Here is a 15,497-nt window from a genome sequence, read left to right on the forward strand (position 1 = left end):
TGATGAGGCGGGGATTGTTTTTTTATGGGCGATAGGTGGACGGTGATTCAATGATATGAAACAGGTTCTTTCCTTGCTTTGTATTATCGATCCAGCCTTGAAATGCTGCTTTACCAGGTCCATATGCATAGACAGGGACATCCTCACCTGTATGAGCAAAGGTTGTCCAGCCTGAGAAAGAACGCTGATCAAAGATGTGTTGAATGCTGAGTTGAATTGTACTGGCCTTCCCTGATTGTGCCGCTTTCTCCACCTGTGAGATTTCCTCATTTGTGAGCGAGAAATCAATATGGGTGTGAAGGACATCACGTACCGATTGTCCGCCTGCGATTTTCTTTGCCATATACACTGGTGTTTTCTTAGCAGCTAAAATAGGTGCTGGGTCCCATTTATATCCAGTTTCACTTGTCATGCCGTCTGCACCAAACGAAAAGCCGCCAGTCGCATGATCTGCTGTGATGACAACGAGTGTTTCTTGATCCTTTTTAGCGAATTGAAGAGCCGCTTGGACTGCTTTCTCAAAATCCTCCATCTCACTCATTGCGCCGACCACATCATTTTCATGTCCAGCAGAATCAATGGTACTACCTTCAAGCAGCATGAAAAACCCATGCGAATTGTCTTGATTTAATTGGGCTAATGCTGACTGCGTCATGGCTTTTAAAGTAGGCACATGCTTTGGACGATCGATGGCTCGATCCAGCTCGTCCTCCTGGAATAAGCCGAGCATTTTCGAAGATGATTGGGAGGTTAAATCATCTTTTGACCTTAGTATGGAATAACCGCTCTTCTCAAATTCTTTCACAAGATCACGGTCTTTTCGGTCAAAATATTGCATGCCGCCACCTAGAAGGATATCAACTTTGTGCTCTCCGCCTATTTTCTCATCATAAAAGTGGTCTGCAATTTGTTCTTTGTTTTTTCGGGAGACGTTATGTGTGCCAAAAGCGGCAGGTGTAGCATCGGTGATGTCAGATGAGACAACAAAGGCTGTTTTCATTTGTGCTTCCTTTGCTGCTTCAACGACACTTCTAAGAGGTTCTTTTTCTTGGTTGACGGCGATGGCATCATTGTATGTCTTTTTTCCAGTCGCCATGGCCGTGGCTGCGGCAGCTGAGTCGGTAATATTATCTCGAGGATCATCTGGGTGTGTGGTCTGCATCCCGACTAAATACGGGTCCCAGACGGTTTGTGCTTTTGGAGAACCAAGCTTTTCCTGCTTGAATGTGCGGTAGGCTTTGATCACGGGCATCCCCATTCCATCGCCAACGATAAAAATAACATTTTTTGGTGTTTTCGTTCGTTTCTTGTCTGCTGCATTTGTTGAGACGGGAGTGACATAATGTGAGGTCAATAAAGCAGCGAATACGAGTACCGCTAGAATCCCACTCATAAGAAAAATACGTTTTTTACGATCCATAGAGCCCATGAAAAATCCCCTTTTATCATTTATTTCATAATTTGTATTTTATTTGAATGAGGGCAATGGTTCAACCCCTTTTCCCATAAAAAAAGGGATGAGACTTTTGCCTCATCACCTTTTATACCGTATCACACTTGACGCCAACGACGCCTTCTAGATCTTTAATATCAAAATACACATCGGTTGTATAGCGATCTTTATGCACGCGTACACGTACTTCCATAATCGGATAGTTCTTTTCTGTTAAATCATCAATACGAACAGAATGAATGCGAATGTTGAGGGCTTTCATTTCTTTTAAAATATCCGTCATACGGTTTCGATCAGAAAGAGACATTCTGATGCGGATTTCTTTTTCCTGTAAGCGAATCGGTCCGATCCGCTGGAAGAGCCATGGTAGAAATTCGACACTAACCAGAATAAAGAAAAGACTGAGGAAGGCTTCTTTATAAAATCCTGCACCTGTTGCAACCCCAAGTCCTGCTGCTCCCCAGATCATCGCAGAAGTCGTAAGACCTGAGATGACATCATTGCTTTTTCGCAGAATCACACCTGCTCCAATAAAACCAACACCAGATATAATTTGCGCCGGTAACCTGAGTGGGTCCATTTGAAGCCTAGAGACTCGAGGGAAATTGTAGGCTGCATCAATGCTGATGATGGTTAACACGCAGGAGCTGACAGCAATGACAATACACGTTTTTAAGCCGAGCGGCTTTTTCTTCAGCTCGCGTTCAAGCCCAATAATCAAACCGATTAAGGTGGCCACGGCTAATTTTAAGACTGTATCCCATTCAATTGTCCAAAACATGCGTATCGCTCCTTCACTTCATGTACGTTTCACATCATGTATATGATCTTCTCACAGCCCATATGGCTGCACAACTCTTATTTTATTCAGAATCGGAAGAAAGAAAAGCTTTTTATTTAATTTAAAAAGAGAGTCATCCGCATAAGGCAGACGACCCTTCATGTTCTTTATTTTGTTTCTTCTTCAAGATGATTTTCCATTTTGTTAAATAGCTGTTTTGATGCTTTTGACGGCTTACTTGTCAATAAGCTCACAATAATGGCAGCTAATCCACTTAACGTAAAGCCAGGAATCATTTCATAAATACCTGTTGCATGGTTAAGGCCTGTCGTGATCCATGTGAGAACGACTATCGCCCCAACAATCATCCCGACAAGGGCACCATGATGATTCATTCGCTTCCAGTATAGGCAAAGTAAGATGACTGGACCGAATGAAGAACCAAATCCAGCCCACGCATAACCGACAAGGTCAAGAATGGTATCACTTGGATTAAGTGAAAGGCAAAGGGCAATTACAGCGACAACGAGTACAGACATACGGCCAATCATCACGAGCTCTTTATCAGATGCTTTTTTTCTAAAGAACGTTCTGTATAAATCCTCTGTCATTGCACTTGCCGTGACAAGCAGCTGAGACGAAATTGAACTCATAATCGCCGCTAAAATGGCAGAAAGTAAAAATCCAGTGATATATGGATGGAACAGCACCTTAGAAAAGACGATAAAGATCGTTTCAGGGTCAGCAAGGTTCATACCCGTTTCATGAACATAGGCAACACCGACTAAACCGACAGATAGTGAACCAATTACTGAAATAATCATCCAGCTCATTCCGATGCGGCGTGCTGGTTTTAAGTCTTTGACGGACGTAATTGCCATAAAGCGCACGATAATATGCGGCTGTCCAAAGTAACCTAGTCCCCAAGCGAGGAAGGATATAATGCCAATGACGCTCGTTCCTCTAAAAATATCAAGCAATTTAGGATCAATCTGTTGAATATCTTGGAATGTGGCAACAGGTCCACCTAATTGTGTAAAGGCAACGATCGGCACGAGCACTAATGCTAAAAACATGATAGCTCCTTGGACAAAGTCCGTTAAGCTCACTGCCAGGAATCCACCAAACAATGTATACAAAATAACAATACTTGACGTCAAAATCAGTCCAAACATGTAGTGTGCACCAAATGCTGACTCAAATAAACGTCCGCCTGATACCATCCCAGACGATGTATACAGCGTAAAGAAAATTAAAATGATGACAGCTGATACAGCTTTTAATAAAGAAGATGATCCTTTGAATCGTTTATCAAAGAAATCAGGAATCGTAATGGCATCATCAGCAATTTCTGTATAAGAACGTAAACGGGGTGCAAGAATGAGATAGTTTAAGTAAGCACCGACGATGAGACCAATCGCAAGCCAGGTAGTCGATAAACCTGTTTTATACATTTCACCTGGTACACCCATCAGCATCCAGCCGCTCATATCCGCAGCACCTGCTGAAAGAGCTGTAACGAATGGACCAAGTCCGCGTCCACCAAGCATATAATCATTTAAATCATGTGTTTTCCTGAATGCATACCAACCGATGGCAAGCATCCCGATAAAATAAATAGATAAGGAAATTGTAACTTCAATACTCATTTTGTGTTCTCACCTTTTTCGTATAAATTTGACATCACCTCAATCAAAATATCCAGAAGTGTCAGGGCTAGTTTTTTGATTGAATGCCCTTCTCACTGCTATGGTTACTTAACCTAACAGAGTATTCCCAAGTGATCAACCTTCTTAAACCTCCTCATTTTGAAGAAAAAATGGACAGATCGGTGATACGAATCAGTTTGTATGCGCTTACAAAAGTAAATAAAAGTAAAAATTTTCTGAAAATAAAAGGTGGTCTGCATGACTATTTTCTTTATCTGTTAGATCACTATGATGCTTCGAGAGAAAAGGGCTCTTGCTGCGCCTGCGTAAAGTTGCTTTAGAACAGTAAAATTTGATATGATAAAGTGTATATGACTTATGATCATGACCACGAACACGTATCATTTTTGGAGGTGAACCTGCATGTCTAGAATTTCAATAGAAGAAGTAAAGCACGTGGCGCATTTGGCACGGCTTGCAATTACAGAAGAAGAAGCTGAAATGTTTACTGAACAGCTTGATAGCATCATTTCATTTGCAGAGCAGTTAAACGAGGTAGATACGGAAAACGTTGAACCAACAACACACGTATTAAAAATGAAAAACGTCATGAGAGAAGATGTTCCGAATAAAGGTCTTTCCATTGAGGCAGTCATCAAAAACGCGCCTGATCATAAAGACGGCTATATTCGTGTGCCATCAATTTTGGACTAAAGGAGGCCTGAGGCATGTCACTGTTTGATCACAAAATTTCTGAATTAAAAGAGCTTTTACATAAAAAGGAACTGTCTGTTTCTGATTTAGTGGACGAGTCTTATAAACGAATCAATGAAGTAGACGGGAAAGTACAAGCATTCCTTGCATTAGACGAAGAGAAAGCTCGTGCGTATGCAAAGGAATTGGACGAGGCAGTTGGTGAAAAGGACGAGCTTGGTCTATTGTTCGGTATGCCAATCGGTGTGAAAGATAACATCGTCACAAAGGATTTACGTACAACAGCATCTAGTAAAATCCTGCAAAACTTTGATCCTATTTATGATGCAACGGTTGTCAATCGTTTAAGAGATGCGGAAGCAGTCACAATCGGTAAATTAAATATGGACGAATTTGCAATGGGATCTTCTACAGAGAACTCAGGCTACAAAGCAACGAAAAACCCTTGGAATTTAAACACTGTTCCAGGTGGATCAAGTGGTGGCTCAGCAGCCTCTGTTGCAGCAGGTGAAGTGCCATTCTCACTTGGATCAGATACGGGCGGTTCGATTCGCCAGCCGGCATCCTTCTGCGGCGTTGTGGGCTTGAAGCCGACGTATGGCCGTGTATCTAGATATGGCTTAATCGCATTTGCTTCTTCATTAGATCAAATCGGGCCGATTACGCGTAACGTAGAGGACAATGCATACGTTCTTCAAGCGATTGCTGGAGTCGATCAAATGGACGCAACGAGTGCAAATGTCGACGTCCCAGATTTTCTTTCTTCATTAACTGGCGACATCAAAGGCATGAAAATTGCAGTGCCAAAAGAATACCTTGGAGAAGGTGTTGGCGAGGAAGCAAAAGAGTCTGTTCTTCAAGCGTTAAAAGTATTAGAAGGACTTGGTGCCACATGGGAAGAAGTGTCTCTTCCGCATTCTAAATATGCGCTTGCGACTTACTACTTACTGTCTTCTTCAGAAGCATCTGCAAACCTTGCGCGTTTTGACGGCATCCGCTATGGCTACCGTACAGATAATGCAGAAAACCTGATTGATTTATACAAAAATACTCGTTCTGAAGGCTTTGGAAACGAAGTGAAACGCCGCATCATGCTTGGCACATTCGCTCTTAGCTCAGGATATTATGATGCATACTATAAAAAGGCGCAAAAAGTCCGTACATTGATCAAAAAAGACTTCGAAGATGTTTTTGAAAAGTATGATGTCATTGTAGGGCCAACAACGCCAACTCCTGCATTTAACATTGGTGAAAAGACAAGCGATCCACTGACGATGTACGCGAACGATATTTTAACGATCCCTGTGAACCTTGCAGGCGTTCCAGGAATCAGTGTGCCTTGTGGATTTGCAAATGGTCTTCCGTTAGGACTGCAAATCATTGGCAAGCACTTTGATGAAGGAACGGTTTACCGCGTGGCTCACGCTTTCGAGCAAGCAACAGATCATCATAAAGCAAAACCTGAACTGTAAGGGGTGAATCAGAATGAACTTTGAAACGGTAATTGGACTTGAAGTCCACGTTGAGCTAAAAACACAATCAAAAATTTTCTCCAGCTCGCCGACACCTTTTGGTGCAGCTGCCAACACGCAAACAAGTGTCATCGACCTTGGATATCCTGGCGTACTGCCTGTATTGAACAAAGAAGCAGTGAACTTTGCAATGAAAGCAGCAATGGCGCTAAACTGCGAGATCGCAACAGATACAAAATTTGACCGTAAAAACTACTTCTATCCTGATAACCCAAAGGCGTATCAAATTTCTCAATTTGATAAACCGATCGGTGAAAACGGCTGGATTGAAATTGAAGTAGAAGGCAAAACGAAACGAATCGGTATTACGCGTCTCCATTTGGAAGAGGATGCAGGTAAACTGACACACACAGGCGACGGATATTCACTTGTTGACTTCAACCGTCAAGGCACACCGCTTGTTGAAATCGTATCTGAGCCAGACATTCGCACACCAGAAGAAGCGTATGCGTACTTAGAAAAACTAAAATCTATTATTCAATATACAGGCGTATCTGACTGTAAGATGGAAGAAGGCTCACTTCGCTGTGATGCCAATATTTCACTTCGTCCGATTGGCCGTGAAGAGTTTGGAACGAAAACAGAGCTCAAGAACTTGAACTCATTTGCTTTCGTACAAAAAGGTCTTGAATTCGAAGAGAAACGCCAAGAGCAAGTATTGCTTTCTGGCGGCTTGATCGAACAAGAAACTCGCCGCTATGACGAAGCGTCTAAAAAGACGATCCTCATGCGTGTCAAAGAGGGCTCAGATGATTACCGCTACTTCCCAGAACCAGATTTGGTGGAGCTGTACATTGATGACGAGTGGAAAGAACGCGTAAGAGCATCGATTCCAGAGCTTCCAGACGAGCGCCGCAAACGCTACATCGATGAGCTTGGCCTTCCTGCATATGATGCAATGGTGCTGACGCTGACAAAAGAAATGTCTGATTTCTTTGAAGCAACCATTTCAGAAGGTGCAGAAGCAAAGCAAGCTTCAAACTGGCTGATGGGTGAAGTATCTGCCTACTTAAATTCAGCTCAAAAAGAGCTGGAAGATACAAAGCTAACGCCGCAAGGCCTGGCTGGCATGATCAATCTCATCGAAAAAGGAACGATTTCTTCTAAGATTGCCAAAAAGGTATTCAAAGAGCTGATTGAAAATGGGGGAGACGCAGAAACAATCGTCAAAGAAAAAGGACTTGTCCAAATTTCTGACGAAGGTGCCCTGCTCAAACTTGTCACAGAAGCACTTGATAACAACCCGCAATCCATCGAAGACTTTAAAAACGGAAAAGACCGCGCGATTGGTTTCTTAGTCGGACAAATCATGAAAGCATCGAAGGGACAAGCAAACCCGCCGATGGTCAACAAGATTCTCCTAGAAGAAATCAAAAAACGCTAATGAACAATAGCAAAAACCGCCTCATGAGAAGAGGCGGTTTTTTTTGCTTGAACTGACAGGGTCTTATAATAGATTCAGACCACCGCCGTATATCAATTCGGAGATTCTTTTCTTATAATGAAGTATAAGCGAAAGTGCACATTCGAAGGGGGATAAAGGTGAACGAACCGGAAAAACAGCACGTAAAGTTATGAAAGAAACAGCTTCAATTGTTCGACTACTCTTATGACAGCAGGGTCCTCACACTTTTCTAAATTCGTCAGCATCCCTTGAATGACTGGCTTACGAGGCTCAGCTTTCGCCAGTTCTTCTTCAATGACTTCAATGGATACAAGGGTATCATCAGAAAGCAAATGCTCAAGCTTTAACAAACGAAGCTCCCCTTCTAGGGATGCAGCGCTCGGCGCTTCATCGTCCCAAATGGTTGGCTTTAAGATCGGTTTCGTCTGAGAACGAAGCATACCTTGAACCAAATCATCTAATCGTTCGAGTATAAAGGAAGAGAGCTCATCAAATGATAATTGCATCTGATCTTGTAAAAGCAGCACCTGCACATACGATTGGATGATTCCTTGAATCATGACTGACAGGTCAGTTATAAATGGTTCGATCTCCTGTCCATAAGTGGTCAAGATGGAAATTTGAATTTCATCATTCATTTGCTTTTTCACAGTTTTTGAATACTTTTTAATTTGCTGGTTTTCTGGAATAATGTTCTCGCTGAGGATCAAAATGATAAAATCCTTGTTCTCAGCAAAATGCTGAAACTGTTCAGCGATTTGCTTCTGGAAGATCTCTCTCGGTGCGAGATGCTGATTCTCTTTTCGAATCGTTTCAATAGTTTGCATAGAAGTGTCGATATAATATTCGAACGCTCGGTTGAAAAGCTGTTCTTTTGATTTGAAATGCAAATAAAACGCGCCTTTCGATATTCCGCACTCATCTGCTATTTCCTGAATGGTCGTAGAAGAAAAACCCTTTTTCGCAAACAACTGGATGCTTGCTTTAATGATTTTTTCTTTTTTTTCGTTCATGAAATAAGGCCCCTTCAGCTTTAGAATGTTACGTCAAACGCAAGAGAAATGGTTGACGGCATTGTATATCACCGTTTATTATGATATAGAATGACCAGTCAGTCAATACATAAAGGAAAATGGAGGACATAATGAATTCGATCATCAATTTTGTATTAAAGAATAAGTTCGCTGTATGGCTCATGACAATTATCGTAACAGTTGCTGGTCTATATGCTGGATTGAATATGAAACAAGAATCAATCCCGAATATCAACACTCCAGTCATTACGGTTTCTACAACGTATCCTGGCGCAACGCCGGACGAAGTATCAGATAAGGTGACCGATCCAATTGAGAAGTCTATTCAAAACCTAAACGGAGTCAATGTAGTCACATCCAATTCTTTTGAAAATGCTTCATCGATTCAAGTCGAGTACGATTACAACAAAGACATGGATGAAGCAAAAAAGGAAATTGAAGATGCGGTTAACAATATCAATTTTCCAGAAAATGCAGAAAAACCAAAAATCGCACGCTTTAGTATCAATGCGGTTCCAATATTAGCACTCAGTGTATCTGGTGATAAAGAATCATTAGAAAACCTGACGAAAAAAGTGGAAGGTGACCTTGTCCCTTCACTTGAAGGATTAGACGGTGTATCTTCCGTCGAAGCTTCTGGACAGCAAATCAAAGAAGTAGAATTTTCGTTTAAACAAAAAAAATTGAAAGAATACGGTTTAGATGAAGAAACCGTCCAAAACATGATCAAAGGCTCTGATGTGAATGTGCCATTAGGTTTATACACATTCGGCAACAAGCAAAAATCAGTTGTAGTGGATGGCAATATTTTAAGCGTCAAAGATTTGAAAAACATGCGAATTCCTGTCACACCAAGTGCAAGCAGTGGAGCTGGAGCACCATCTAGCGGCGCTGAAAACCCAGGTGCGCAAGGTGCGGAGCAGCAGGCTGGAAATGCAAGTCAGCAGCAAGCAGCAGCCCAGCAGCAACCTAGTGGAAGTGCAGCGAGCGGTCAATCTGTAGAGCTGCCGACAATTAAGCTTTCTGAGATTGCGGATATTAAAGTCGTCAAGAATGCAGAATCGATCTCTAGAACAAATGGAAAAGACAGTATCGGTCTGCAAATTGTCAAAGGCTCTGATGCCAACACAGTAAGTGTAGCAGAAGCAGTCACAAAAGAACTTGAGAAGTTTAAGAAAGATAACAAAGGAATCAAAGTAAGTACCACATATGATCAAGCAGAACCGATTAAAGAGTCCGTTAGCACAATGCTGAATAAGGCTATCATCGGAGCGATTTTTGCGATCATTATCATTATGTTGTTCCTTCGAGATATCAAATCAACCTTAATTTCGGTCATCTCCATTCCGTTATCTCTGTTGATTGCTGTTTTAATATTAAATCAGCTGGATATCACACTAAATATCATGACACTTGGTGCCATGACCGTCGCCATTGGGCGTGTTGTTGATGACTCCATTGTTGTCATAGAAAACATATATCGACGAATGGCATTAAAGGATGAGCCATTAAAAGGAAAAGAACTCGTTAAAGAAGCCACAAAAGAAATGTTTATTCCAATCATGTCTTCGACGATCGTCACAATTGCGGTCTTCTTACCGCTAGCACTTGTGGGTGGAATGATTGGTGAACTATTCATCCCATTTGCATTAACGATTGTGTTTGCTTTAATGGCTTCACTCCTTGTCGCCATTACGATTGTTCCAATGATGGCACACAGTCTATTTAAAAAGAACCTGTACGGCACAGCGAAAAAGGTAAAAGAACATAAACCAAGCAAGCTTGCTGGCGGTTATAGACGTGTACTCAATTGGACATTGAACCACAAATGGATCACATCAGGAATTGCCATTCTTATGCTTGTCGGAAGCTTATTCTTAGCACCACTTGTCGGTGTCAGCTTCTTACCACAGGAAGCAGAGAAGACGGCGATGGTGACTTATACACCTGAACCTGGACAAACGAGAGAACAAGCTATCGATGAAACGAAAAAAGCAGAAGAATATTTGATCAAACGTGACCATGTCAATACTGTTCAATATTCACTAGGCTCTTCAAATGCCCTGACAGCAAGTGTAGGCGGCAATTCTAACGGTGCGTTATTCTTCGTACAATATGATGAAGACACGCCAAACTTTGATAAAGAAAAAGATAAAGTGGTCAAAGCCCTGCAAGACAAAACGTCTAAAGGGGAATGGAAATCACAAGACTTCTCATCTGCTGGCGCAAGCAATACAGTAACGTACTATGTCTACGGTGACAAAGTAAGCGATATTGAAGGCACAGTAAAAGATGTCGAGAACATCTTAAAAGATGAGAAAAACCTGAAAAATGTCAGCACAAGCTTATCTGAGAAATACGACGAATATACGTTTAATGCAGATCAAGAAAAACTGGCGAAACTGGGTCTAACTGCTTCACAAATCGCTCAAGCGATTGCTCCTCAAAATAGTGAAACAACACTGACGAAAGTAACTGAGGACGGCAAAGAACTTGATGTGAATCTTCAAACGGAAAAAGATGAATATAAGAGCAAAAAAGATTTAGAAAATAAAAAGATCACAACACCAACAGGGCAAGAAGTCCGAATTGGTGATGTCGTAAAAGTAAGAAATGGTACGACAGCGAATACGGTGACAAAACGTGATGGAAAAATCTACGCAGAAGTGTCTGGAGACATGACAACAGATGATGTCTCAAGTGTGACACAGGATGTTCAGAAAAAAGTCGACAAGCTTGATCTGAAATCTGGCGTAACGATTGACACAGGCGGCGTAAGTGCGGATATTGAGGAATCCTTTACACAGCTTGGGCTCGCAATGCTCGCAGCGATTGCCATTGTGTATCTCGTTCTCGTCATCACATTTGGCGGAGGTCTTGCACCATTTGCAATTCTCTTCTCGCTTCCATTTACAATTATTGGCGCGCTCGTTGGATTATTTTTAGCAAAAGAAACCATCAGCTTAAACGCCATGATTGGATTGCTCATGCTGATCGGAATTGTTGTGACAAACGCGATCGTCTTAATTGACCGAGTCATTCATAAAGAGAAAGAAGGACTCTCAACAAGAGAGGCATTACTGGAAGCTGGTACAATAAGAGTACGTCCAATCTTAATGACGGCACTTGCGACAATTGGGGCACTTCTTCCATTAGCATTAGGATTTGAAGGCGGAAGCCAAATTGTTTCAAAAGGACTTGGCGTCACAGTCATTGGTGGTCTCGCAAGTTCAACATTGTTAACACTGGTTATCGTACCAATCGTATACGAAGTGTTAAGCAAATTTAAACGCAAAAAGAAATACGTAGAAGAAGATTGAGATGGGGCCCCGCTTTGATGGCGGGGCTTTTTTATGTTGAAATCTGACAAACAGCTCTTTTCATAAGCTCTTCAAATGCTTGGAAAAATGCGTCACGATCGACATGATCAATCACTTGAATTGATTTTCCATCTGTATGCTCTTCGGTACGTCCTTGCTTTGGCGTTTCGGTGTAAACGATCGCATTCATTTCCTTTGAACGAGTAAATGATGAGGAAGCAAGAGTGATCGTTGTCAGCACGTCCCATAAGTAGTAAGTCGAGTTGGTTTCGTGATGAATGAGAGGCGGGCAAAAGGCGTAACACTGCCCAATAAAATCAATCCCGATATGAGAACGAAGGGAAGCCCACCGCTGACGAATATCAGGTGTAAGCGGAACTTGATTTGTGCTCTCAAGTGCGACCATTTCAATAGGAAAGCGTTCCTTGAAGACGGTGCTGACAGCATAAGGGTCCCAAAATGCATTCCATTCTGCTGTCCCATCATGCTCGGGTTCCTCCACATTCCCTTTCTCAAGAAATGTACCGCCCATCCATACCAATTTTTCAATTTTATTAGAGATTGAAGGATCTTCTTCTAAGGCGCGTGCAAGGTCTGTGAGCGGACCTGTAAAGAGCAGCGTGACAGGTTCTGCAGACTTTTTAACAGTTTCGATTAAATGAAGATGTGCTGGAAGCTTGGACACTTTTGTATCAACAGTGCCTTTCTCGTTTAAGATAGGTAAGGCGTCTACATAAAAAGCATGCATGCGCCACTCTTTTGGAAAGGGATTGACGCCTCTAGAATTTGAAGCAGCGACTTCAATTTCATATGGGCTAAATCGATCAATGATTTTTTGAGACGCACTGAGAGCAGGCTCTAAATAACAATCAGCAGGAATCACAGACGTCCCAATCACTTTCAGATGTTCCATTTGAAGGAGAAGAAATAACGAGACGAGGTCATCAACACCACCATCATGATTAAAATAGACAGGCTTTTTCATCGCAAACCATCCTTTACAGCGTTTTCTTTTATCTTATCAGAATGCTTTCTTGCTGAGGGAAATGTGGCAGGAGATTTGTCATATTAGGGTGTTGTTCTGTTGCCATTTTCAAATCTCATAGTATAATTAAAGGTTGTTAGTGGTGAAAATAGATTGCATAATGAATATAGGATGATGATGAATGAAACGTGCTCGAATTATATACAATCCGACATCTGGGCGTGAACTCTTCAAGAAGAATTTGCCGCAGGTTTTGCAAAAATTTGAACAAGCCGGCTATGAAACATCTTGTCATGCAACGACATGTGCAGGAGATGCGACACAAGCAGCTGAGAATGCCGCACAGAGAGACTTTGATTTAATTGTAGCAGCAGGTGGAGACGGCACGATCAATGAAGTCGTCAATGGACTAGCACCGCTTGAAAAAAGACCAAAACTAGGAATTATTCCGGTTGGAACAACAAATGACTTCGCAAGAGCACTTGGAATTCCACGAGAAGGTGTTTTAAAAGCAACAGATGCCATTATAGATGGTATAGCGAAGCCGCTTGATATCGGTAAAGTCAATGGCCATTATTTTATTAATATTGCAGGCGGCGGCCGGTTAACAGAGCTCACCTATGAAGTGCCTAGTAAGCTGAAGACAATGCTTGGACAGCTTGCTTATTATTTAAAAGGCATGGAGATGCTTCCTTCGATCCGCCCGACAGAAGTCGAAATTGAATATGACGGCAAATTGTTTCATGGAGAAATCATGCTGTTTCTTGTTTCACTCACAAACTCAGTAGGCGGCTTTGAAAAGCTAGCGCCAGATTCTGTTTTAGATGATGGAATGTTTGACCTGATTATTTTAAAGAAGGTCAATTTAGCAGAAGCCATTCGAGTAGTCAGCCTTGCACTGCGAGGCGAGCATATTCATGATAACAATGTCATCTACACAAAAGCGAATCGCGTGAAGGTAGATGTAAAAGATAAAATGCAATTAAATTTAGATGGCGAATTCGGCGGCATGCTGCCAGGTGAATTTGAAAACCTGTATCGTCATATTGAATTTATAGTGCCAAAAGCAACAGCTGAAAAAATAGGGTAGAGATTGAACTTGGTTCCTTATGGCACCAAGTTTTTCTTTGCAAATGAGGTGATAAAATTGGTGAAAATGAAACCGCCTGTTGAAAAGAATGAATACTACAATGTAACCTTCGAAGACTTAACGCACGAAGGTGCAGGTGTAGCGAAAATTGAAGGATTCCCTGTCTTTGTACCGAATGCACTGCCTGACGAACAAGGGAAAATCAAAGTCACACGTGTCAAAAAAGGATTTGCTTTTGGGCGACTCATGGAGCTGACAAAGGAAAGTCAGCATAGGCAAGATGCGCCATGTCCTATCTATAAGCAGTGCGGCGGCTGTCAAATTCAGCATATGAGCTATGAAGGCCAGCTGCTATTTAAACAGAAACAAGTAAAGGACGTTTTAGAGCGGATCGGCAAGCTTGATATGAGCCGTGTAAAAGTTCATCCTGTACTCGGCATGGAAGACCCTTGGAATTACAGAAACAAAGCACAAGTTCCAATTGGCGAACGCGAAGGCGGACTAGTTGCAGGATTTTATCAGCAGCGTACCCATGAAATCATCGATATGGAAAAATGTTTGATCCAGCAGTCAGAAAATGACGAAGTGGTACAGGCAATAAAAGACATATGTAATGCGTTTGGCATCAAAGCATATAACGAAGAGCGGCACAAAGGCTGGCTGCGTCATGTGATGGTTCGCTACGGCATTGCAACAGGTGAAATGATGGTTGTGTTTGTGACTAGAACGGCTGACTTTCCGCAAAAGCAGCAGGTGATTGAGCAGATTATAGCACGCTTCCCACACGTTCGGTCAATTGTGCAAAACGTGAATTCAAAGAAAACAAATGTCATTTTCGGGGACGAAACGACCGTTTTATGGGGTGAAGAATACATTTATGACACAATTGGCGACATCAAATTTGCCATTTCAGCCCGCTCGTTTTACCAAGTGAATCCAGCTCAAACAAAAGTGCTTTACGACAAAGCGCTTGAATATGCCGAGCTGCAAGGCGAAGAAACCGTCATCGATGCCTACTGCGGAATCGGTACGATATCCTTATTTCTCGCACAAAAAGCAGGCAGAGTATATGGCGTAGAAATTGTGCCAGAAGCAATTGAAGACGCAAAACGCAACGCTGCCTTAAACGGGATCAACAACGTCGAATTCGCAGTCGGCGAAGCAGAAACCATCATCCCAAACTGGTACAAAGAAGGTATCAAGGCAGACACGCTAGTTGTCGATCCGCCAAGAAAAGGCTGTGATGAAGCACTGCTTGACACCATTTTAAAAATGAAACCAAATCGTGTTGTTTATGTGTCCTGTAATCCTGGGACGCTAGCTCGTGATTTGCGTATTCTTGAAGATGGTGGGTATGTGACGGAGGAAGTGCAACCTGTGGATATGTTTCCGCATACGAGTCATGTGGAGTGCGTGGCAAGTCTTGTGATTAAGCAGTAATGGAGATGTCCCGATTTCGTGAAAAATGTCGATATCGGGATATTTTTATTTTTGCTTCCCCTCCGTTAGAATGAAAAATTCGCTTGAAATGCTA

11 protein-coding genes are annotated in these 15,497 nt (G+C 42.1%); 6 read left to right on the forward strand and 5 right to left on the reverse strand.

Annotation, left to right across the window (positions count from 1 at the left end; genetic code table 11):
- Window positions 1–22 precede the first annotated feature (22 nt).
- From NSS78_RS03490 to putP, 3 genes are all read right to left on the reverse strand, one after another.
- Window positions 23–1,429 (reverse strand): alkaline phosphatase, encoded by a 1,407-nt coding sequence (locus NSS78_RS03490; RefSeq protein WP_327840045.1) that lies wholly within the window; start codon window positions 1,427–1,429, stop codon window positions 23–25.
- Between the two features lie 112 nt (window positions 1,430–1,541).
- On the reverse strand, window positions 1,542–2,240 hold the full coding sequence (locus NSS78_RS03495; protein ID WP_170966033.1) for an MgtC/SapB family protein: 699 nt from the start codon (window positions 2,238–2,240) through the stop codon (window positions 1,542–1,544).
- Between the two features lie 161 nt (window positions 2,241–2,401).
- On the reverse strand, window positions 2,402–3,883 hold the full coding sequence (gene putP / locus NSS78_RS03500; protein WP_126741168.1) for a sodium/proline symporter PutP: 1,482 nt from the start codon (window positions 3,881–3,883) through the stop codon (window positions 2,402–2,404).
- Between the two features lie 423 nt (window positions 3,884–4,306).
- On the opposite strand from putP, the gene gatC reads away from it, so the two are divergent.
- Genes gatC through gatB form a run of 3 tightly spaced genes read left to right on the forward strand, consistent with a single transcriptional unit; the run spans window position 4,307 to window position 7,513 of the window.
- A complete protein-coding gene (gatC, locus tag NSS78_RS03505; RefSeq protein WP_003213898.1) occupies window positions 4,307–4,597 on the forward strand; it encodes an Asp-tRNA(Asn)/Glu-tRNA(Gln) amidotransferase subunit GatC in 291 nt (96 codons plus the stop codon).
- A 14-nt stretch (window positions 4,598–4,611) separates the two neighbouring features.
- Window positions 4,612–6,069, forward strand: coding sequence for an Asp-tRNA(Asn)/Glu-tRNA(Gln) amidotransferase subunit GatA (gene gatA / locus NSS78_RS03510; protein ID WP_003214455.1), 1,458 nt, complete (start codon window positions 4,612–4,614; stop codon window positions 6,067–6,069).
- Between the two features lie 13 nt (window positions 6,070–6,082).
- Window positions 6,083–7,513 (forward strand): Asp-tRNA(Asn)/Glu-tRNA(Gln) amidotransferase subunit GatB, encoded by a 1,431-nt coding sequence (gene gatB / locus NSS78_RS03515; RefSeq protein WP_003214292.1) that lies wholly within the window; start codon window positions 6,083–6,085, stop codon window positions 7,511–7,513.
- A 188-nt stretch (window positions 7,514–7,701) separates the two neighbouring features.
- On the opposite strand, the gene NSS78_RS03520 is transcribed toward gatB, so the two are convergent.
- Window positions 7,702–8,547, reverse strand: coding sequence for a TetR/AcrR family transcriptional regulator (locus NSS78_RS03520; RefSeq protein WP_050945743.1), 846 nt, complete (start codon window positions 8,545–8,547; stop codon window positions 7,702–7,704).
- Window positions 8,548–8,678: 131 nt separating this feature from the next.
- On the opposite strand from NSS78_RS03520, the gene NSS78_RS03525 reads away from it, so the two are divergent.
- Window positions 8,679–11,888 carry an efflux RND transporter permease subunit gene (locus NSS78_RS03525; protein WP_003213881.1) on the forward strand — a complete coding sequence of 1,070 codons (3,210 nt, stop codon included), beginning with the start codon at window positions 8,679–8,681 and terminating at the stop codon, window positions 11,886–11,888.
- Between the two features lie 31 nt (window positions 11,889–11,919).
- Here the strand turns inward: NSS78_RS03525 and NSS78_RS03530 are convergent, their stop codons facing one another.
- Window positions 11,920–12,873: a nucleoside hydrolase gene (locus tag NSS78_RS03530; RefSeq protein ID WP_212046312.1), complete on the reverse strand. Its 954-nt coding sequence runs from the start codon at window positions 12,871–12,873 to the stop codon at window positions 11,920–11,922.
- 181 nt (window positions 12,874–13,054) lie between these two features.
- Between NSS78_RS03530 and NSS78_RS03535 the strand changes: the two genes are divergently transcribed.
- Window positions 13,055–13,963, forward strand: coding sequence for a diacylglycerol kinase (locus tag NSS78_RS03535; protein WP_050945745.1), 909 nt, complete (start codon window positions 13,055–13,057; stop codon window positions 13,961–13,963).
- A 60-nt stretch (window positions 13,964–14,023) separates the two neighbouring features.
- Window positions 14,024–15,403 carry a 23S rRNA (uracil(1939)-C(5))-methyltransferase RlmD gene (rlmD, locus tag NSS78_RS03540; RefSeq protein ID WP_327840049.1) on the forward strand — a complete coding sequence of 460 codons (1,380 nt, stop codon included), beginning with the start codon at window positions 14,024–14,026 and terminating at the stop codon, window positions 15,401–15,403.
- Window positions 15,404–15,497 lie beyond the last annotated feature (94 nt).

The organism is Bacillus sp. FSL W8-0920, assembly GCF_038593215.1.
Taxonomy (GTDB): Bacteria; Bacillota; Bacilli; order Bacillales; family Bacillaceae; genus Bacillus; species Bacillus pumilus.

Excerpts from the sequence above, each read along its gene's own strand:
- NSS78_RS03490 (WP_327840045.1), bottom strand. The coding sequence starts at position 1,429 with ATGGGCTCTATGGATCGTAAAAAACGTATTTTTCTTATGAGTGGGATT.
- NSS78_RS03520 (WP_050945743.1), bottom strand. The coding sequence starts at position 8,547 with ATGAACGAAAAAAAAGAAAAAATCATTAAAGCAAGCATCCAGTTGTTT.
- putP (WP_126741168.1), bottom strand. The coding sequence starts at position 3,883 with ATGAGTATTGAAGTTACAATTTCCTTATCTATTTATTTTATCGGGATG.
- gatC (WP_003213898.1), top strand. The coding sequence starts at position 4,307 with ATGTCTAGAATTTCAATAGAAGAAGTAAAGCACGTGGCGCATTTGGCA.
- NSS78_RS03535 (WP_050945745.1), top strand. The coding sequence starts at position 13,055 with ATGAAACGTGCTCGAATTATATACAATCCGACATCTGGGCGTGAACTC.
- gatA (WP_003214455.1), top strand. The coding sequence starts at position 4,612 with ATGTCACTGTTTGATCACAAAATTTCTGAATTAAAAGAGCTTTTACAT.
- NSS78_RS03530 (WP_212046312.1), bottom strand. The coding sequence starts at position 12,873 with ATGAAAAAGCCTGTCTATTTTAATCATGATGGTGGTGTTGATGACCTC.
- gatB (WP_003214292.1), top strand. The coding sequence starts at position 6,083 with ATGAACTTTGAAACGGTAATTGGACTTGAAGTCCACGTTGAGCTAAAA.
- NSS78_RS03525 (WP_003213881.1), top strand. The coding sequence starts at position 8,679 with ATGAATTCGATCATCAATTTTGTATTAAAGAATAAGTTCGCTGTATGG.